The 20369-nt window shown below is 58.3% G+C and carries 19 protein-coding genes and 1 riboswitch; of the genes, 7 read left to right on the forward strand and 12 right to left on the reverse strand.

The window, feature by feature from the left end:
• Positions 1 to 151 precede the first annotated feature (151 nt).
• Positions 152 to 1426: an amino acid permease gene (locus AB5Y82_RS03365; protein ID WP_368173652.1), complete on the reverse strand. Its 1275-nt coding sequence runs from the start codon at positions 1424 to 1426 to the stop codon at positions 152 to 154.
• A 471-nt stretch (positions 1427 to 1897) separates the two neighbouring features.
• Complete coding sequence (locus AB5Y82_RS03370) at positions 1898 to 2788, reverse strand: diguanylate cyclase (protein WP_368173653.1); 891 nt, start codon at positions 2786 to 2788, stop codon at positions 1898 to 1900.
• A gap of 348 nt (positions 2789 to 3136) precedes the next feature.
• Between AB5Y82_RS03370 and AB5Y82_RS03375 the strand changes: the two genes are divergently transcribed.
• The 5 genes from AB5Y82_RS03375 (at position 3137) to AB5Y82_RS03395 (ending at position 6923) form a co-directional block, all read left to right on the forward strand.
• Positions 3137 to 3454, forward strand: coding sequence for a hypothetical protein (locus tag AB5Y82_RS03375; protein ID WP_368173654.1), 318 nt, complete (start codon positions 3137 to 3139; stop codon positions 3452 to 3454).
• Positions 3455 to 3477: 23 nt separating this feature from the next.
• Positions 3478 to 4113, forward strand: coding sequence for a Vat family streptogramin A O-acetyltransferase (locus tag AB5Y82_RS03380; RefSeq protein WP_368173655.1), 636 nt, complete (start codon positions 3478 to 3480; stop codon positions 4111 to 4113).
• A gap of 28 nt (positions 4114 to 4141) precedes the next feature.
• A complete protein-coding gene (locus AB5Y82_RS03385; RefSeq protein WP_368173656.1) occupies positions 4142 to 4567 on the forward strand; it encodes a GNAT family N-acetyltransferase in 426 nt (141 codons plus the stop codon).
• A gap of 512 nt (positions 4568 to 5079) precedes the next feature.
• Positions 5080 to 5667: a hypothetical protein gene (locus tag AB5Y82_RS03390; protein WP_368173657.1), complete on the forward strand. Its 588-nt coding sequence runs from the start codon at positions 5080 to 5082 to the stop codon at positions 5665 to 5667.
• 143 nt (positions 5668 to 5810) lie between these two features.
• Positions 5811 to 6923 (forward strand): PIN domain-containing protein, encoded by a 1113-nt coding sequence (locus AB5Y82_RS03395; protein ID WP_368173658.1) that lies wholly within the window; start codon positions 5811 to 5813, stop codon positions 6921 to 6923.
• A 186-nt stretch (positions 6924 to 7109) separates the two neighbouring features.
• Here AB5Y82_RS03395 and thiH read toward each other — a convergent pair whose 3' ends face one another.
• From thiH to AB5Y82_RS03440, 9 genes are all read right to left on the reverse strand, one after another.
• Positions 7110 to 8339, reverse strand: a complete 1230-nt coding sequence (gene thiH / locus AB5Y82_RS03400) for a 2-iminoacetate synthase ThiH (protein WP_216995396.1) — start codon at positions 8337 to 8339, stop codon at positions 7110 to 7112.
• Between the two features lie 17 nt (positions 8340 to 8356).
• Entirely contained in the window at positions 8357 to 9124 is a 768-nt protein-coding gene (locus AB5Y82_RS03405; RefSeq protein WP_368173659.1) for a thiazole synthase, read from the reverse strand.
• An 85-nt stretch (positions 9125 to 9209) separates the two neighbouring features.
• A complete protein-coding gene (gene thiS / locus AB5Y82_RS03410; protein WP_139735910.1) occupies positions 9210 to 9416 on the reverse strand; it encodes a sulfur carrier protein ThiS in 207 nt (68 codons plus the stop codon).
• Positions 9413 to 10207, reverse strand: coding sequence for a ThiF family adenylyltransferase (locus tag AB5Y82_RS03415; protein WP_368173660.1), 795 nt, complete (start codon positions 10205 to 10207; stop codon positions 9413 to 9415). Before AB5Y82_RS03415 ends, thiS begins: the two co-directional genes overlap by 4 nt.
• Positions 10197 to 11804 carry a thiamine phosphate synthase gene (gene thiE / locus AB5Y82_RS03420; protein WP_368173661.1) on the reverse strand — a complete coding sequence of 536 codons (1608 nt, stop codon included), beginning with the start codon at positions 11802 to 11804 and terminating at the stop codon, positions 10197 to 10199. The genes AB5Y82_RS03415 and thiE overlap by 11 nt, the downstream gene beginning before the upstream one ends.
• The gene (gene thiC / locus AB5Y82_RS03425) at positions 11801 to 13792 is read right to left on the reverse strand and encodes a phosphomethylpyrimidine synthase ThiC (RefSeq protein ID WP_368173662.1); all 1992 of its coding nucleotides are present in this window, start codon (positions 13790 to 13792) and stop codon (positions 11801 to 11803) included. Before thiC ends, thiE begins: the two co-directional genes overlap by 4 nt.
• Positions 13793 to 14072: 280 nt before the next feature.
• Positions 14073 to 14185: riboswitch (TPP riboswitch) on the reverse strand.
• 252 nt (positions 14186 to 14437) lie between these two features.
• Positions 14438 to 15901: an aerolysin AerA gene (gene aerA / locus AB5Y82_RS03430; RefSeq protein WP_162838993.1), complete on the reverse strand. Its 1464-nt coding sequence runs from the start codon at positions 15899 to 15901 to the stop codon at positions 14438 to 14440.
• 260 nt (positions 15902 to 16161) lie between these two features.
• Positions 16162 to 16647 carry a hypothetical protein gene (locus AB5Y82_RS03435; RefSeq protein ID WP_201943963.1) on the reverse strand — a complete coding sequence of 162 codons (486 nt, stop codon included), beginning with the start codon at positions 16645 to 16647 and terminating at the stop codon, positions 16162 to 16164.
• 86 nt (positions 16648 to 16733) lie between these two features.
• Positions 16734 to 17156, reverse strand: a complete 423-nt coding sequence (locus AB5Y82_RS03440) for a hypothetical protein (RefSeq protein ID WP_005340092.1) — start codon at positions 17154 to 17156, stop codon at positions 16734 to 16736.
• Positions 17157 to 17244: 88 nt separating this feature from the next.
• On the opposite strand from AB5Y82_RS03440, the gene AB5Y82_RS03445 reads away from it, so the two are divergent.
• Both AB5Y82_RS03445 and AB5Y82_RS03450 read left to right on the forward strand, forming a co-directional pair.
• Positions 17245 to 17913, forward strand: coding sequence for a response regulator transcription factor (locus AB5Y82_RS03445; protein WP_111900303.1), 669 nt, complete (start codon positions 17245 to 17247; stop codon positions 17911 to 17913).
• Positions 17910 to 19154, forward strand: a complete 1245-nt coding sequence (locus AB5Y82_RS03450) for a sensor histidine kinase (RefSeq protein WP_368173663.1) — start codon at positions 17910 to 17912, stop codon at positions 19152 to 19154. Before AB5Y82_RS03445 ends, AB5Y82_RS03450 begins: the two co-directional genes overlap by 4 nt.
• A gap of 95 nt (positions 19155 to 19249) precedes the next feature.
• Here AB5Y82_RS03450 and rimK read toward each other — a convergent pair whose 3' ends face one another.
• The gene (gene rimK, locus AB5Y82_RS03455) at positions 19250 to 20146 is read right to left on the reverse strand and encodes a 30S ribosomal protein S6--L-glutamate ligase (RefSeq protein WP_005340088.1); all 897 of its coding nucleotides are present in this window, start codon (positions 20144 to 20146) and stop codon (positions 19250 to 19252) included.
• Between the last annotated feature and the right edge of the window lie 223 nt (positions 20147 to 20369).

Here is a 20369-nt window from a genome sequence, read left to right on the forward strand (position 1 = left end):
AGTAATCGCGCTGTGTCCGTTTCACACCTTGTCCCATCGGGTTCTCCATTTATTGGGGGGAAAGGTGTAAACCATATTCAGGACGGGACAACGCACAGAAAAAGGGCGACCAGATGGTCGCCCTTTTTGATTTGTGCGGGATACCGCCCGGTCAAAGCAGATCGTAGATAAGGGCCGAGATGGCAAGCAGCCCCATCACCAACACAAAAAGGGTACTCGGCCCGCGATAACGCTTGAGTGCGGGCAAGCGATAGATGGAGCAGGCCGGCAGCAGAAACAGGATCACCGCGATCAGCGGGCCACTGACGCGCTCGATGATGTCGAGCACGTTGGGGTTCAGATAGGTGATGACGGCGGTCACCATAAACAGGATCACCGATGACACCCGGGCGATGGTCGACTCCTTGAGGGAGAACCCCAGCCCCTGACAGGCACCGCTCACCATGCTCACCGTCCCCTCGCTCACCCCCATGGAGGTGCCGAGGAAGGATTTGGACATGGCCAGAATGGCGATGAGCGGCCCCACATAGGCGATCAGCGGGTTGGAGAACTTGTTCGCCAGCGCCGATAGCACCGAGATATTGTCGGTGCGGGCCAGCGCCATCTCCGCCTGACTCAGACTCATCACGCAGCTCACCACGAAAAAGAGCACGCTGCCGCAAATCAGCATGCTGCTGTACTTGATGATCCGCTTGGCACGCAGGTCGGCACTCTCCTGACAGCGCTTCTTCTGCGCCGCGCTGAAGGAGGAAATAATAGGCGCATGGCTGAAGGAGAAGACCATCACCGGCACGATCAGCCAGAGGGATTTCCAGAACGCCGGATCACGCCAGTCCACTGCTTGGCTCTCGCTGAAATAGGAGAGGCTCCACTGGGGCAGCAAATAGATGGAGAGGCCAATCAGAAAGGCAACCATCGGCAGTGCCAGCACGCTGATGGCCGACACCACGATCTGTTTGCCGGCCAGCAGCACCAGATGCAGGCCCAGCATCACCCCCAGCACCAGCAAGCCGCGCGGAAGCTCGGCATCCCCCAGCTGGTGAACAACGAAGCTCTGGATCGCGTTGGTGATGGAGATGCTGTAGACCAGAATGATGGGGTAGAAGGCCATCAGATAGACCAGCATCAGCAGTTTGCCCGCCTTGGCACCGAAGTGCTCCTCCACCACATGGGTGATATCCCCTTCCCGATGGGAGCTGGAGAGCACAAAGCGGCTCAATGCCCGGTGGGAATAATAAGATAGCGGAAAAGCCAGCAATAAAATAAACAGCAAAATAACCGGAGAATTACTGCCAACTGTAATAGGGAGAAATAACGTACCGGCACCGACAGCTGTAGCATATAGGCCCATGGTCCATACCGAATCGCTTTTCTCCCATTTCAATTTTGAAACAGGGTTACTCTTTTCAGCAATAGAAACACTCATTGCAATATATACCTTATTAGTCTGTCATCATTATTTTTATTGGCCCGAATAACAGGCTGGAGATATGTCGTTGCATATCGCCATGCACATGAAAAAACAACGCCGCCAGCGGCCAACAGGGCCACCGGAGAGAAACGGAGCTGCCACGCTACCATCGTTGAAATCGCTATCCGGGTCAAGGTTAATAATTCATGACTGTTTGAATCGGAATGTTTCAAAAGACAACAGGATGTATCACATTCGTCACCCAAAACCAGATTCACGCCTGTTTGATAACATACCGATAAAACCTCATGCTGTTGCCCAACAACACAAATAAGACCAGCGATCAGGCCGATAATATTAACACCTTAAGCTGTGGAATATGAGTTAAATAATACGGCCAACTTTTCTACTAATTGACAGTGATGTCAGCCAATTTATTCAGAGTAAAAGCGCAGGCTATTTCCGACAGCGACCGGAGCGGCACTTTCAACCTGCCGAGCAGTGCGCCACCCGGTTGCGGCCTGCCCGCTTGGCCCGATAGAGCCACTCGTCGGCCCGGGCCAGCGCCTGATTGATCTCCTCCTCCGGCTGCACCAGGGTTGTGCCCAGACTGACCGTGATGGCGACCGGATCGGCAGGCAGCGCTTCGACGGCGGCACGGATCTGCTCCGCCATCTGCAGCAAACCGGCTTCATCGATCCGCGGCAGCAGGATCAGAAACTCCTCGCCACCACTGCGCACAAAGAGGTCATCCGCCCGCAACAGGGCATCGATACAACTACTGAAGCGCTGCAAGGCCCGATCTCCCTGCTGATGGCCGTAGTGATCGTTGATCTGCTTGAAGTGATCGATGTCGAGCATGATAAGACCACAGGGCGCATCTCCTGCCCGCAACGGCTGGCAGTGCTCGAAGAAGAAACGGCGGTTATGGAGGCCAGTCAGCTGGTCGGTTTCACTCTGGCGCAGCAGTCGCTGCTGCAACTCGTACTGGCGGGTGATATTGCGGGTCACCCAGGCCACCGCCCGCTTGCCGTCATAGAGGGAGGGCAGCGGCGCAATCTTGCCCTCAAAACGCTGTATCCCTTGCGGCCCGGCGGCGGCATTAATCCCCCCCACCTCGGCGGCGGAGAGCTCATACTCCACCACCCGCACCTGACCGCTCGCCAGCGACTCGGCCACCTGCGCCTTGACCCACATGGCCATCTCGGGTGGCAGCACATCGGCCAGCTGCTTTCCCGCCAGCGGATTGCCGTCGTGATAGGATTGCTGCTCCATGCCGCCGATATATTCCACGTAATAGCCATCTTCACTGAGGATAAAGACGGGATCTGGCAGCTGGGCCATCACTTCATAAAGCTGGGTTACCGAAAGCGCCACGAAGACTCCTGTACTTCAACGTCAAACAGGGGGGAGATATTCTGCCTCAAGAGGACTCACTCGCCCTCATCGTCAGCGCAGAAAAATCTGCGGCCACAGCCAACAATCCTTTACATCTAGCAGCCTGCCAGCCTCTCGGCCACCACAGGTGGCCAGCGCGTTGCTACTCCCACCACTGCGCTCGCTCACGGCGGCGAAAGCCCCCTCCCCCGGTCGTGCATATCCCATTGTTTCAACTCACAAGTTCATTTACGCTGGCCGTCCTGAGTCCAGTTTTCACCTCATCAGCCATCAGGGAGCCAGCCACCCGCAACCGCAGGGGCTGTACCACGGAAAAGGAATCACCAGATGAAAAACGCCATAGTTACCGCCCGCTTCGACGCCATCAGCACCGAAGGGGAACAGCTCACCCTCAAGATCGCCATCAAGGCCCCCGAGCCGGATCCCAAGTCCGCCAGCGGTGACTGGCGCTGCAAGGTGAAGCTGGCGGGGCTGAGCGACAAGACCTTTATCTACGGCATCGACAGCCTGCAGGCACTGAGCCTCGCCATCAAGTTTGTCGAAACCGAACTGCGCGCTTTCTCCGATGCGGGCTGGCAGTTCTATCTGCCGGGCTGCCCCGATCACTCCATCGACATGAGCGCCTGCTACTTCCCGGCGCTCTAGCCCGGCCCATCCAAGGAGACCAGATGCACGGACCCGATCCCGCCAATCCCCACCCCATGAACGGATTTCCCCAGGTGTGCTTTATCAAGAACACCATCAAGGGGCCCAATATCGAGGTGGGTGACTACACCTATTACGACGACCCGGAAGATTCGGCAGGCTTCGAGCGCAACGTTCTCTACCACTTCCCCTTCATCGGCGACAAGCTGATCATCGGCAAGTTCTGCGCCATCGCCCGCGGGGTGAAGTTCATCATGAACGGCGCCAACCACCAGACCTCCGGCTTCTCCACCTACCCCTTCTTTATCTTCGGCAACGGCTGGGAGAGCGCCGCCCCCGCCCCGGGCAGCCTCCCCTACAAGGGCGATACCGTCATCGGCAACGATGTCTGGATTGGCTATGACGCCCTGATCATGCCGGGGGTAAAAGTCGGCAACGGCGCCATTATCGCCGCCCGCTCTGTGGTCAGCGGTGACGTGCCCGCCTACGCCGTGGTCGGCGGCTATCCCGCCAAGGTGATCCGCTACCGCTTCGACGACGACACCATCGCCCGTCTCAACGCCATCGCCTGGTGGGACTGGCCGGTGGAGCAGATCAGCCGCAACCTGCCGCTTATCAGTGGCGGCGAAATAGCCGCGCTGGAAGCGGCAGCCCCATAGAGACAACCACCATCAAGCAGGAAGCACTATGCAACTAACCCCACCCCAACCGCCTCAGGACGATGATGTTGAAGCGCTGCGCATTGGCCTGACGGGCTACAACGTAAGCCAGGCAGGCCCTCAGCTGTACGAACTTCGGCGCGAGCGGATCGCCAGCTTTATCAAGGATAAAGAGGGCAAGGTACACGGCGGCATCATCGCCGACATCAAGTGGGGCTGGCTGCACGTCGACTGGCTCTGGATCGACGAAAGCATCCGCCGCGACGGCTGGGGCGGCCGCCTGCTCGGCGCCATGGAGCAGTACGCCCAAAGCAAAGGCATCACCAACTACCATCTGGAAACTACCAGTTTTCAGGCCCTCCCCTTCTATCAGAAGCAGGGTTACGAAGTCTTTGGCCAGCTGCCCGATATGCCGCCGGGGCATATCAGTTACTTCCTGAGGAAGATGATGTGATGAGTTACTAAAATCATCACATCATACGCTTCAGAGCCCAGAAACAAGTGGGCGGAAAATGTCGGAATCGACGATGAGCCCCTCATCACGTCCTGTGTGAAAGCCGGAAACGACACCATCATAAACATAAGCTCCGCACCCCCATCACCAGTGATGCTCCTATATACACGATCGTCGGCAACCCCATCAGGCCGATCAGCTACCGCTTCGATGACGGCACGATAGTCCGTCTCAATACTCTCGCCTAGTAAAATTGGTCAATGGCGCAGATTAATCTGAAGCTGATTAGCGACGGGAATATTACTACGTTGTGGAAAAAACATACAGAAACTCATTGCGACATAAATGATACAAACCCAGAGGCTCTGTCATTAGACTGCCCTAATAGAAATTAAAGTGCGGGGCATCACACCTTTAAACCAACAGGCTTCATACAAAACCCAATTAGGGTTAGACTGCCTTACCCATTAAAATAGGTATACCCGTAGTCACTTAAGAGTGAGGCTAATTCAATGAAATGGTGGGAAAAAACGGTTGAATACACATTTGTCTTAGAGGCAGCCCAAAAGGGCATATTTAACCTTTTTATGCCTTTAGATGGTGATGTTGAGTCAATCGGCGACACGGTTGTATGTACAAATTCTAAATACTTTATTCTGGAGTTTAAAAAAACTCTCTCTGACCTTTCTGGAGAATACAAGAAATATGAGGGAGGTAAAGCAGGTTTCTCTAAGGCTGCGAATGAACTAAAAGACATGCCAGCTTATCAAGCTCATTTTTTGATAGGAGGAAAAATAGGGACAAAAAGGCATTTAGAAATTCAAGTTAGTCATTATTTTGAGCATGCTATCACAGATGGTATCTTTAGTAATACCTTTCAGAAAGGAGTATCTCTTAAGGAAATGAAAGAATATTCAGAGAAATTAACAACACTAAAAACATTAGGAACAGAGACTGATACTAATGGTAGCTCATCTGGTGGATTTTATTATGAAAGTGTTCTAGCCATTTCAATGTCTGGCAAAACGGCGACGTTGATCCCTCTTAAATATTTCAAAAACTTCAATCTCACTAAAAAATATACTTTAAGTCCTAACTGACCATGAATTTACATCAATCTACAACATTACAGATATTGGCCACACTATAATATACCTTATATAACTCAATTAGCCTGACTACAACCTAAAATAAAAATATGTAAATGTAGTATGGCACCTAACAAAAATAATTTGGTGACACAATGTTTGACAATATAATTTTGGATACCAACATACTTCACAAAGATTATAACCTTAGGTCTAACGACCTGAAGAAAATTGTTAAAATTGCAGGGATATACAAAACAAATATCTGCATCCCTCAAATCGTAATCGATGAGTGTCTTGGTCAATATGCCAAAGAGTTCAATAAAACACTAAGAGAACTCAGTGATATTCAAGCCAAGTTATCAAGAATACTCCTCGACAAAAAAGCTAACAAAGTTGCATTTGATAAATTACTTTCCTCAATAAAGAAAAGGGAGTCAGAATATAAAATATGGCTTGAGAGCTTTATAAAAGATAAGAGGATAGATATTATCCCATACAGTTCAGCATCGCATCAAGATATTGTTAATGCCATTTATTCCTTGAGACATCCATTCACTGAAAATGGTAAAGAACAAGGATATAAAGATTACATGCTAGCTTTATCTGTAATGGAAAAATACCCAAATTCAAAAAGTATAATTTATACAAAAAACATAAAGGATTTTGCAGGAACGAAACAAGAAAAATCGATAATTGTTGGATTACATCCTGACTTTTCGTTCGATAACTGTAAAGTAACTGATAACTTGCCATTATTAATTCAAGCTTTGCATAAAAATAATAACAACTTATCAAAATCAAATATTTCCGAGATACAAATTGAAACATTTATAGAGCTATTGGTTGAGGATTTATTAGAAAACATTCTTTATAAGGATGAAGTATATGGGGAGCTGACATTTGCTCCTGTCATAAATAAAAACACTTTATATCATCAGGTACTTGATGAACTGATTATAGAAAGTGACAGTGAAAATGATTTATTTTCAATGTCAGGAAAACTATCAATAGATTTCACGTGCAACTTTGAAATTGATAATTATGACATGATGATGTTTGACGAAAACTTCGTTTTTTACGACATTGTCGAAAAGATGGTATCAAAAAAACATAAGGATGACGAAGAATGGAAAATTAACCTATACGACATTAGATACAAGGCAACCTTCGAGTTCACTTATGATTTATTTGATGCTGGCAAGTCGCCTCTAGATAAATACGATGAATATTCCCTAATAATAAATAGACTAACCGTGGATGTTTGAATACACTCTTGTTGACACCATGTAAGCATGGTGTTGCGAGGTGCAATAAATAACATCTCATATGTTGGGCTTCTCTACGCTCAGCACCAACCTACCACAACAGATGTATGTTGCGAAGCCCAACATTTACCGCGAATAGCTATTGTGTTCCGGCATCACTTGCGTATGGCAAAGGGAAATCACCCTCTATCTCCCCAAAAACGGCTCCCAATCCTTGAACACTGGCTGCAACCCGGCCTGTCGCACGGCGGCGGCCACTTCCCCCACCGGGCGGTCGTCGTGGATGGCAAACTGCTCCAGCTCCTCTGCATCCCCCTCGGCATAGCCACCCGGCTGGGTGCGCGACTCGGCGGACATCTGGGTAATGCCAAGGCGCACCGCACCGTTGCGAAAGGTGGCCGACTCGCGGGTGGAGAGGGACAAATCCAGCGTCGGCGAGAAGAGGCGCCAGGCGCAGATAAGCTGGGCCAGCTGGCGATCCGACATGACCACGGCAGGCTCCAGCCCACCGGTGCAGGGGCGCAGGCGCGGGAAGGAGAGCGAGTAGCGGCTCTGCCAGTGGTGGCGCTCAAGCCAGCTCAGGTGCTCGGCGACAAAGTAGCTGTCGGCGCGCCAATCCGAGGAGAGGCCGATGAGCGCCCCCAGCCCGATTTTGTCGATACCGGCGCGGCCGAGCCGATCCGGGGTGGCGAGGCGCCATGCGATGTCCCGCTTGTTGCCGCGCAGATGGTGGCGGGCGTAGGTGGGGGCGTGGTAGGTCTCCTGATAAACCATGACGGCATCGAGGCCGAGGCTTTTCAGCTCGGCATATTCGGCCTGCGAGAGGGGCTGTACCTCCATCCCAACCGTGCTGAAGTGGCGGCGGATGATGGGCATCACCTCGCGAAAATAGGCGAGCCCCACCTTGTGCTCGTGCTCGCCAGTCACCAGCAGCACGCTGTCAAAACCGCGCGCCTTGATGGCCAGACACTCGCGCTCAATCTCCTCTGCATTCAGGGTCTTGCGCTTGAGGCGGTTGCTCATGGAGAAGCCGCAGTAGGTGCAGTCATTGGCGCACAGATTCGACAAATAGAGCGGCACATAGAAGCCGATGGTGTTGCCAAAGCGCTGGCGGGTCAGCCGCTCGGCCTCGGCCGCCATCTGCGGCAGATACGCCTCGGCAGCAGGGGAGATCAGCGCCATAAAATCGGCCAGGGTGCGGCGGGGTGAACCCAGCGCCCGTTCGACATCGGCGGCGCTCTTGGCGCGGATCTGCATGCCGATATCGTCCCAATCCAGCTCCTGCCATCGGTCGAGAAAGGTAGGCTCCTTAGCCCTCACCCCCGGCGCCCTCACCCCCAGCCCCTCTCCCAGAGGGAGAGGGGGGCTATCACTCGGACGCACCTGAGGTTGTGCAAAAGGCTCGAAGTCACTCATCGCACCAGCATCATGACTCATAACGCCCCCAGAAAATCGGTGAGCGGGCTGGAGGCTTGGGCCTGCAGGGCGCGGGCGCCGAGGCCTGCCTCATAGGCGCTGCGACCGGCAGTGCAGGCCAGCGCAAAGGCGCGGCCCATGGCGACCGGATCGCCGCTCACCGCGATGGCAGTGTTGACCAGCACGGCGTCGGCGCCCAGCTCAAAGGCAGCGGCGGCGTGGCTCGGCGCACCTATGCCTGCATCCACCACCACAGGCACATTGGCCTGCTCGACGATGATGGAGAGAAACTCCCGGGTCACCAGCCCCTGATTGGAACCGATGGGCGCGCCCAGCGGCATCACGGCGGCGCAGCCCACCTCTTCCAGCCGCTTGCAGAGCACGGGGTCGGCGCCGCAGTAGGGCAGCACCACAAAGCCCTCTTTCACCAGCTGCTCGGCGGCTTTCAGCGTCTCGATGGGGTCTGGCAGCAGATAGCGCGGGTCGGGGTGGATCTCCAGCTTCAGCCAGTTCGTCCCCAGCGCCTCGCGGGCGAGGTGGGCGGCAAACACCGCCTCGGCGGCAGTCTTGGCGCCGGAGGTGTTGGGCAAGAGCTTGACCCCGAGTTGCAGCAAGGGGCTCAGGATATCGTCGTGGGCCTTGCCCGGTTCGAGCCGCTTGATGGCCATGGTGACCAGTTGGGAGCCGCTCGCCTCGATGGCGGCGACCATCAGATCAGGGCGGGCAAACTTGCCGGTGCCGGTAAAGAGGCGCGATGAGAAGGTGTGATCGGCAATTTTCAGCATGTCAGCCTCCGGCCACTGCGGTAAGAAGAGGTGAGGCCCCGCCGCAAGGCAGAACGCTCGAATATGGGACTGTGAGCATCATGGGTCAGCCTCCCGCTATGGCGGTGAAGAGGTGAATTTCGTCCCCGTCATTAAGACGGGTCTCGGCCCAGCGGCCACGGGGCAGCACGGCGCCGTTAAGGGCCACCGCTACCCCTTGAGGATTAACGTCTTGCGCCGCCAGCAGATCGGCCACACTCTGCCCTGCCGCCAGCGGCTGGGCTTTATCGTTGAGTCGAATGGTGAGGGTCATGGGGTGATCTCCTTATCGTCTGTCGGGCATCGGCGCTGTCCGCAAACCGGGCAATCGGGATCGGGGGCCAGCGTGAGGGTCTGCCACTGATGGGTCAACGCATCGAAACGGCGCAATGTGCCAGCGACCGGGCTTGCCATCCCGAGCAGCAGTTTCAGTGCCTCCAGCGCCTGCAAAGAGCCCATCACCCCGACCAGTGGGCCGGTGACGCCGCTGGTCTCGCAGCGCTCGGCGATCTTGGTATCCAGCGGGTAGAGGCAGGCGTAGCAGGCATGATCCGCACCTGTGCGCACCATCAGTTGCCCCTGCCACCCCACTGCGGCGGCGGAGATCCAGGGCTTGCCCTGAGCCACGCAGGCAGCGTTGATGGCATGGCGGGTGGCGAGGTTGTCGCAGCAGTCGATCACCAGATCTACCTCGGCCACAAACTCCGGCAGGCTGGCGGCATCGAGCCGCTGGTTGATGGCGATCAGCTCCACCAGCGGGTTATGGGCCGCCAACCGCTCACGGGCCAGCTCCGCCTTGGAGTGGTTGACCGCCTCGCTATCGAACAGGATTTGGCGCGGCAAGTTGCTGGAATCGACCGTATCGCCATCGGCCAGCCACAAGGTGCCCACCCCGGCCCCGGCCAGATAGAGGGCCAGCGGCGAGCCGAGCCCGCCCAAGCCCACGATCAGCACGGATTTATCCTTGAGCCGCGCCTGACCGGCCTCCCCCACTTCCGCCAGCATCAGCTGGCGGCCGTATCGCAGATACTCTTTGTCACTAAGAGAAGCGGCATCAGAGCGCATGTTCAGCCTCCCGTATAACGGTGGCCGAACGCGGCTCATCCCCCGCCCCCACGGCGGCAAGCAGCCGCTCGGTCGCCCCCTGCCAGTCGTCGCTGGCGGTAATGGCCGAAACCAGCGCGATACTGCCGACCCCGCTTGCCTTGACCGCCGCCACCCGCTCCTCGCTGATGCCGCCGATGGCCACCGTCGGCCACTCCGCCATCAGGGCGCGGTAGCGGTGCAGCCGCACCAGCCCCTGCGGGCGCGAAGGCATCGCCTTGGTATTGGTCGGGAAGATATGACCCAGCGCAATATAGGAGGGGGCCAGCTCGCGGGCCCGCATCAGCTCGAAGTAGCCGTGGGTGGAGATGCCAAGGCGCAGCCCGGCCGCCTGAATGGCGGCGAGATCGGCGGTCTCCATATCCTCCTGCCCCAGATGCACGCCCCAGGCGCCCGCCTCGATGGCCTGCTGCCAGTAGTCGTTGATAAAAAGCCGCGCCCCATGACGGCGACCGAGCTCTACCGCATCGCGAATGGCCGGTGCCACCTGAGCGGCGGGCAGATTCTTGATCCGCAGCTGAATGGTCTTGACCCCCTGCCCCAGCAGGCGGCGCAGCCACTTGACCGAGTTCACCACCGGATAGAGGCCCAGATGCTGTTCGGTTGCGGCAAAAGGGCCATCCGGCAGGCGGGCGCTGCTTGTCTCATAAAGTCCGAAACGACGGTCGAGGGCAGACCCTGCCAGCACGGCACGGGGGAAGTGAGCAAGATCGGCTGGCCAGCCAAGATGGGCGATGGGGCCCGGGCCTGCGCCCACCCCCTGCGCCGCCGCCAGCCCCTGTTGCAGGTAGGCACGCGCGAGGGTGATGGCGTCTTCCACCGGATAATCCTGCGCCACCACGGCGGCGATGGCGCTGGCGTAGCAGCAACCGGTGCCGTGACCGTGGCGGGTATCGAGGCGCGGCGCCGCCAGCCAGAATTCGCGGGTCTCGTCCTGGTAGTAGTCGAGGCAGAGCTCACCGCTCCAACCCAGATGGCCGCCCTTGACCAGCACGGCGCGAGCGCCTAGTTCGCGCAGCCGCTGGGCGGCGAAGCGCACCAGCACAGGGCTGGTCGCAGGAATGCCGGTCAGGGCTTCCAGTTCGGGGCCGTTGGGGGTGATGAGCGACAGACGTGGCAACAGCTGCTCGCGCACTGCCTCCAGCATATTGGGCTCCGCCATCGGGGTACCGGTGCTGGCGATGGCCACCGGGTCGTAGACCACGAAGGGGGCCGGGGTGGCCGCCAGTCGACGGGCCAGCACCTCGACGTGAAGCCGGGTCGGCAGCAGACCGATCTTGATGGCGGCGGGCGGCAGATCGACGCCAAGGGCGTCGATCTGGGCGGTGAAGGTCTGCATCAGCACGGGGTCAACCATCTTCACCGCCACCGAGTTCTGGGCTGTGATGGCGGAGATGACCGAGCAGCCGTGCACGCCAAGGTCGTGCAATGTGTGCAAGTCGGCCTGAATGCCGGCGCCACCGCCGGAGTCTGAACCGGCGATGGTCCAGACAACTGGGCGAGAGTCCGTCGCGGGCGACAGATCTGCGGGGCTGACAGCCCCGCTTGCGCTGCTCACGCCTCCTCCCCTGCGGCCTGTTTCAGCGCCGCCGCCTGATGGTAGATCTCGCCGCCGGTCTCCTTGAAGGTCTCCGCCATGCGGGCCATGCCGCTCTCTACCTGAGCTACCACCTGCTCCTGCTGACCATCCATGCCGACCAGCTTGATCTCCACCGCTTCAAGCTTGGCTGCGTAGTCGCGCACGTCCTGAGTGATCTTCATGGAGCAGAACTTGGGCCCGCACATGGAGCAGAAGTGGGCCACCTTGCCGGACTCCTGCGGCAGAGTCTCGTCGTGGTAAGCGCGAGCGGTGTCAGGGTCGAGCGCCAGATTGAACTGATCCTCCCAGCGGAACTCGAATCGCGCCTTGGACATGGCGTTGTCGCGGATCTGGGCACCCGGATGCCCCTTGGCCAGATCGGCGGCGTGGGCGGCGATCTTGTAGGTAATCAGCCCCTGCTTCACATCCTCCTTGTTGGGCAGGCCCAGATGCTCCTTGGGGGTGACGTAGCAGAGCATGGCGCAGCCGTACCAGCCGATGAGCGCGGCACCGATGCCGGAGGTGAAATGATCGTAACCCGGTGCAATGTCGGTGGTGAGCGGGCCCAGCGTATAGAACGGCGCCTCGTGGCAGTGATCCAGCTGCTCGGTCATGTTGCGCTCGATCATGTGCATCGGCACGTGACCCGGCCCCTCGATCATCACCTGCACGTCGTACTCCCACGCAATTTTGGTCAGCTCGCCCAGAGTGCGCAGCTCGGCGAACTGGGCCTCGTCGTTGGCGTCATAGACTGAGCCCGGACGCAGACCGTCGCCCAGCGACAGGGCCACGTCATAAGCGGCGCAGATCTCGCAAATTTCTCGGAAGTGCTGGTAGAGGAAGTTCTCCTTGTGGTGGGAGAGGCACCACTTGGCCATGATGCTGCCACCACGGGAGACGATGCCGGTGAGGCGCTTGGCGGTCATCGGCACGAAACGCAGCAAGACGCCGGCATGGATGGTGAAGTAGTCCACCCCCTGCTCGGCCTGCTCCAGCAGGGTGTCGCGGAACAGCTCCCAGGTGAGCTCTTCGGCGATGCCGTTGGTCTTCTCCAGCGCCTGATAGATGGGCACGGTACCGATGGGCACCGGGCTGTTGCGCAGGATCCACTCGCGGGTCTCGTGGATGTAGCGGCCGGTGGAGAGATCCATCACGGTGTCGGCGCCCCAGCGGGTCGACCAGACCAGCTTTTCGACTTCCTCTTCGATGCTGGAGGTGACCGCCGAGTTGCCGATGTTGGCGTTGATCTTCACCAGGAAATTGCGGCCGATGATCATCGGCTCCGCTTCCGGGTGGTTGATGTTGCTGGGGATAATGGCGCGACCGGCGGCCACCTCATCGCGCACAAATTCGGGGGTGATGTTCTGGGGCAAACGGGCACCAAAATCGCGGCCCGGATGCTGGGTGCGCAACAGTTCAGAGCGCACCCGCTCGCGCCCCATGTTCTCGCGAATGGCGATAAATTCCATCTCGGGGGTGACGATGCCGGCGCGGGCGTAGTGGAGCTGGGTGACCCGGCGGCCCGGCTTGGCGCGGCGCGGTTTCGGCAGATGCTCGAAGCGCAGGTGGTCGAGCCCCTCGTCCGCCAGACGCTCCTGAGTGAAGGTGGAGCTGAGCCCCGGCAGTTCGTCGGTATCATCGCGCTCCAGCACCCAGTTCTCCCGCAGGCGCGGCAGGCCACGGCGCACGTCGATGGCGACCCCCTCCTCCCCGTAACGGCCAGAAGTGTCGTAGACCGGGATCGGTTCGTTGGGTTCGAACTTGGGATCTTCTTTGGTGCCGCCGACGAAGGTGTCGGCCAGCTGGATTTCCCGCAGGGGTACACGGATATCGGGGCGGGAGCCTTCGATAAAGATGCGGCGGGAGTTGGGGTGAGCCATCCCCTTGAGGCTGTCGATAAAGGCCTGAGCGCTGGAGCGCTGCTCGCGGCGGCTGGATTTGGTGGTATCAGATACGGAAGTAGACATAGCAAAACTCACATTAACTGGTTGAAGTTATGGGTATTTGCTTGTCTGGAGTTCGAGGAGAAGATGAACTTGCGGCGGGGTGTTTATCTCAGGAGGGAGTGCGCGCAGGATAGATCTCCGCGCTGCTGTACTGCCCCTTCCCGCTCTCTGCACGCTGTGGGCAAGGCGCCCCACGTGCTGGACAATCGGACGGGACAGACTCCCTCCTGTGCGCCCTGACCCATCGAGGGTGATCCCTTCGATGAGCGGAAGAGGCTTGTTCCTCCTCCGGCGCGGTAACCCGCAAGTTACCCTTGTTCCCTTCGCAGGTTTTAACCTGATCAGGTTCCACGGATCCCGAATTAACGGTCTCAGCTTCGCGTCGTTCGACGGTCAGCACTCCGACAAGATGGCGCCAGTATAAGGGGGAAAATCTAAAGCACAAGCCATTAACAATCTGGCCAACACGCCTCTTTCAACAAATGAGTGAACGATGCCTCGCTCACGGGGCCACCCCAAGTACAGGTCAAACCTGCGTAGGCATCACCTTGGCAAGCCATAGCTTCCTGTTGTGATCATTCAGGGACAAGAGGAGAAAAAGAGGGAAAATCGAGGGGCGCAGGGCAAACAGAAACAGGCCCCTATGAAAGGGGCCTGCGAGTGAGGTTATTGAACCGGAACTATGGTCAGGGATACATTGCCAAACCCTTCGTTGGCAAGGGCCTCGCTGTCCAGATCCACACCGGTAAGCGCCACCTCATCGGCAGAGGCACTGCGCAGCTGGGCAGCCTTCGCGGACCGAGTCTGGGGCTGACCAATCTCGATATCGCCGGCAAACTGGCTCTCGGCATAGAAGTCACCGGTCACCGCCGAACGGATCGGGCGCAGCACACGACCCAGGTTATTCTGCATGGTCGACAAACCATACTCGCTGATGGTCCAGTTCCAGTCCCACCACTTCACTTCACCCGGGATATAACGCTTGTCCCACTGGTAGCGGATGCTGCTCGCTTTGTCGCGGAACGGGCCGACGGCAAAGGTGTGCTCCCAGGTGGGGCGATTCTCCGGATGGGTATACCAGGCATTGCCGCCCCAACGCAGGAAGCCCTTCATGGTCAGGTCATAATTGACCTCGGCCTTGAACTCGTAGGGGTAGGAGATGTTGGACTTGTAGAGGGCAACCCGCACCGGCAGGCTGGAGTGAGGCGGCACCGTGGGGCGCGCTTCAACCGAGACGGTCTCGGTCGTCGAGCCCCCTTTCTGGGAGGCCCAGCTCTGGCTCGCAGCGATCTCGATGGCCAGTTCGGTTTCCCCCACCAGCGGCCACTGAAACTTGTTCTTGGTGGTCACCTTCTCGCTCAGGCTGTAGGTGTCGGTCTTCGACCAGTTGGTGGCCTTGTCGTACTTCAGGGTCACCACCACCTGCTGAGGCAAGTCGGTGTAGTTGGTCGCATTGGCCGTGATGGTCTTGACCAGCTGCTTGCCGCTCTCGGTGACCTGACCGTGGCTGAAGGAGTCGGGTTCCAGAGTATATGAGAAGTTGCTTACCTTGATGGAGCTCTTCTCCCCGCAACGATATCCGGAGCAACCGCCGTCATTATTTCCCTTTATCAGCCAGCCATCGCCAACCCGGGTAACATCCATATCTTCCCCGACATAGGGGCTATGATTTCCACCCACCCAGGCGTATCCCAAATAATGGGCGAGATAACTGACTGGCTTGATAAAATAATCATTGTCGTGGACAAGCCGCCATTGTACATCGACCTCATCACCCGCTGGAATATTCCAGTCAGAGAGCGTTGGTATTTCTCCGGAAACCGGTGAATTGGGATAACACCAGGTTTCTCCGGCAGTGCCCTGTTTGATTTCGCCATTATATCCAGGCCCCATAATCACCCAGCGATCCGCCAGCCCGGTGATCTGCCACTGCCCCATGCGGCTGACCAGATTACCCTTGATACTCATGGCTTCATCGCGGGTCAGAGGACGGTAACCACTGGCACAGACGCCCGTGCCAAGACCCGCCCACTTGACCTGATCAGGGTAGACAGGTTCAGCCGCCTGAACCTGAGCGAGCATCAATGAAGACGCCAAAAACGCCAGATTGGCGGTAATTATTCTATTCATCATTTATCCCTCTTTCAGACATACGATAATTGTTATTGTGTAGAAATATCCTTTTTCATTTGACAGGTATGGACTCCGACAAAACCTGACACAAATAAAATAAACCACCAAAAAACATCCATGACAAACAAAATAATGGTGATACAGGAAAATAATTAGAGCGATGACTTTATTGAGGGATAAATCATAAATATTGTGGCAGCCATTATTTAATGGCTGCCACAATATGGTGAAACCATATTAAATAAGAAGATGCTGAATTACTCTTCAGGATTGATCACTTCAATTCCCTGCAATATTCCATCCGCCGAACGGATCAATACCAGCTCGCTCCCGGCGTGCAGATCGGCGACCGAGCCGTTGACCCAGCGCACCTGCGAATTGAGTGGCACTGTGCCCAGGGTGGCCAGCGTGAGCTGCCGATCATCGAAGGATTGCAGGCGATCTTGCGCCCGCTGCCAGGGCTGATTGGCCAGCGGGGCTCTGGCGGCCAGCAGCTCAATGCGGGTGGCAACGCCATCGGCCACCAGCAGGGCGAGCTGGTCGCCGGGTTTGAGTGGCTGCGGCCAAATCTCCCCCTGCCGCCAGATGGCGGCACTGCCCTGCTCCACCTCGGCCCCCTGAAATTGCAGGCGGATGCCGTCGCTGTGCTCCAGCTCCACCAGCCACAATTCGTCGGCTCCCGCCTGCGCCGCCCAGAGCGGCACACCCAGCATCCATGCACACCACTTTCTCGATTGTTCCATCTTCGTTCGTCCCTGAACAAAAAGCCCATGCTGGACAAGCATGGGCTTCATTCGGGAGCATTTCTAATCGGAACGCAGAGATCGGATCAGTCATCCTCGCGGCAACGGCTCAGGCGCATGCCGTCAAACTTGCACTCCAGCTCGAGCCAGCGCCCTTCGAACGGCGCCAGACTGTTATCCGAGGTGGTGTAGCCCCAGATCCGCCCCCCTTCGACCGGCCCCTCCAGATCCATCTCATCCTTGTCATCTTCGTCGAGGGCTTCAACCTTGCGCACATAGCGCACGCCGTTCTCCACCACCCCCTTCATCTCGACCCAGGTACCGCCGAGATCATCTTCGTTGAGCCAATCCTTGAAGCGGGTCTGGTCGTCGATCACGAACGGCATGCCGTTGACCATCAACTGGCCAAGCTGCCAGGTGGTGCGGCCGGTCAGTTTGAATTCGGTCGCCTGTGCGGTGCCAAGTGGCAACAATATCAGCAGCAGAAGGGCGCAGAGAGACTTCTTCATCAGGGATCCTCGGGGTTACACTGGCAAACAGGATGCCGAATCCGGTGTGAAAAGAGCGTGAAACGCTCGCCAACCAGGAGAGCAAAGCATGAAGATTTTGGTAGTGGAAGACAATCCTCAGGTGGCGGAAACCATCATGGATTATCTGGAGCTGGCCGGTCACCGCCTCGATTGTGCCTATCACGGTCAGGCGGCGCTGCAACTGCTGGAGGATCAGCGTTTCGACGTCATCATCATGGATGTGATGATGCCGCGCCTCGATGGCCTCAGCACAGTGGCGCGCCTGCGCGAGCAGGGGATTGCCACTCCCGTGCTGTTTCTCACCGCCCGCGACAGCCTGGAAGACAAGCTGGCAGGCTTCAAGGCGGGAGGGGATGACTATCTGGTCAAGCCGTTCGCCATGGAGGAGCTGGAGGTGCGACTGCAAGCCCTCAGCCTGCGTGGCCCGCGCGGCGATGTGGGGGCCATCAGCTTTGGTGATCTGACGGTCGATGTCGCCAGCGGCCGCGCCACCCGCGCCGGTGAGCCCCTCAAGCTCGGCAAGATCCCGTTCCAAATCCTCGCCCTGCTGGCCCGCCGCGCCCCCGCCATCGTCAGCCGTCAGGAGGTGCTCGACACCGTCTGGGGGGATGAGGAGCCCGACTCCGATGCCCTGCGCAGCCATATCTATGCCCTGCGCAACGCGCTCGACAAACCCTTCCCCACTCCCATGCTGGAGACCCTGCACGGTCAGGGCTATCGACTGGTGAGCGCATGAGCCTGCCGAGCCTGCGCCGCCGCCTGATCATGGCGCTCGGCGGCGCCGGGGTAGTACTGCTGATCCTGCTCTCCGGCCTGATGCTGGTGGCCGAGGACAAGATGGAGGAGCTGAGCCTGCGCCACTGGCTGGAGGCGGAAGTGACCCGCTACGGCGATGACTGGCTGCGACTCGGCCCAGCCGCCGCTGCCCCGAGCCCCAGACAGTTCTCCAGCTACTGGACCGAGGCGGGCCGCTTGCCCAAGTGGTTGAAGCCCTACCAGACTCCCGGCTTTTTCGAGCACCAACTGGGCAAGGAGGACAAACACTTTCTGGTGGCCCGTCACCCCTCCGGCGAGGGACTGCTCTATCTGGTCTTCAACGACGACGCCGACGACTACCTCGACCCCTACGAAGACAAGCTGCATCTGGCCACCCGACTGATCGGGGTGACCCTGCTGCTGGGCTGCCTCGGCTTCGGCATCTGGCTGGTGCGCCATATCACAGGGCCGCTGCAACGGCTGCAACAGAGGGTCGCCCACCTCACCCCGGATCAGGCGGATTTCGAGCCCGACGCCCCCTGGCAGGAGCTGCGGGACATCGAGCTGGCGTTGCTGGCCGGCAAGCAGGAGGTGAGTGCAGTGTTCGCCCGCGAACAGGAGTTCAGCCGCTTCGCCAGCCACGAGCTGCGCACTCCCAACATGGTGATCCAGGGCTCGGCGGCACTGCTTGGCAAGGTGACGGACTTGCCCGCACCGGCCGCCCGCGCCACCACCCGCATCCGCGCCGCCGCCGACGAGATGGCGCTGCTCACCGAGACCTTCCTGCTGCTGGGCCGCAAGGAGGCAGTGGAGCGACCGCTACAACAGGTCACCCCGCTGATCCGTCAGGAGCTGGCCCGCCTCGCTCCGCTGTTGCAGCGGGAGGCCCTCGATATCCGGCTTAATCTGGACGAGAGCAGCGAAGTCAACGCCCCCCTCTCCCTGCTCGCCATCGCCCTCGGCAACCTGCTGAAAAATGCCCTGAGCTATGCCGAGGGACATATCGACATCGAGCTGTGTGGCCCAGTGCTCACCATCAGCAACCCGACGGCGGCGGCGCCGGATCAGATCCTCGGCTACGGCTGTGGCCTCACCATCATTCAGCGCATCTGCGAGAAGCTGGGCTGGCAGATCGACACCCGGCTGGAGAATGGCGTATTCAGCGCCCGGCTGGCGATGATCACTGCCGAACAGTTCCCTCTCCCTTTGGGAGAGGGCTAGGGTGAGGGCGCAGTGGCACCGCCAACCCACCAGCCAGATAGCAACAAGGCGCCCGAGGGCGCCCTGTTTCTATCTGACGGCTGCAAGCCTGAGGCTCACTCCGCCGGTTTGTTCTTGCGGCTCGCCTTGAGTTCGAGGAACTCGATGATCTTGCCCGCCACATCCTTGCCGGAGGCGGCTTCCACCCCTTGCAGGCCGGGGGAGGAGTTGACCTCCAGCACCAGCGGGCCACGGGCGCTGCGCAGGATATCGACCCCCGCCACATCCAGCCCCATGATCTTGGCGGCCTGCACCGCGGTAGCGCGCTCTTCCGGAGTGATCTTGATCGCCTCGGCGGTGCCGCCACGGTGCAGGTTGGAGCGAAACTCCCCCGGCTGGGCCTGACGGCGCATGGCGGCCACCACCTTGCCGTTGACCACCAGACAGCGGATATCGGCGCCATTGGCCTCGCGAATATACTCCTGCACCAGAATGTTGTTGTTGGTCTGGATAAAGGCCTCGATCACGCTCTCGGCGGCCTTCTGAGTCTCGCAGAGCACCACGCCAATCCCCTGGGTTCCCTCCAGCAGTTTCACCACCAGCGGCGCCCCGCCCACCATGGTGATGAGGTCGGGCACGTCGTGGGTGCTGTGGGCATAGCCGGTGATGGGCAGGCCGATGCCATGGCGGGAGAGCAGTTGCATCGCCCGCAGCTTGTCGCGGGAACGGCTGATGGCCACCGAGCTGTTGAGGGCCATGGTGTTCATCATCTCGAACTGGCGCAGCACGGCGGTGCCGTAGGCGGTAATGCTGGCCCCGATCCGCGGGATCACGGCGTCATAACTTCCCAACTCCCCACCCTCGTAGTGAATGGAGGGGTTGTGGGAAGCGATATTCATATAGCAGCGCAGGGTGTCGAGCACCTCTACCTGATGACCGCGCGCCTGCGCCACCTCGACCAGACGGCGGGTGGAGTAGTTTTTCGGCTCACGGGATAAAATGGCGATCTTCATGACAATTCCGCTAGAAGGCTATGCCTGGGCAGGATGGGGCGGGAGAGTATAAGGTGCCACAGCGCCAAGACAACGCCAATTGTTTATCCTGACAACAAGACAAACCACACCAAACAGCACTCTAACCTGTCACTATGACCAACAGGTTAAACGGCGGCTCTGCGCAGGTTGTTCAACCCAAGCAAGGATGCCGCCGTTTCTCGTTAAAGATCAACCGATGTCA

Origin of the sequence: Aeromonas sp. s13 (assembly GCF_040907905.1) — a bacterium.
Taxonomy (GTDB): Bacteria; Pseudomonadota; Gammaproteobacteria; order Enterobacterales; family Aeromonadaceae; genus Aeromonas; species Aeromonas veronii.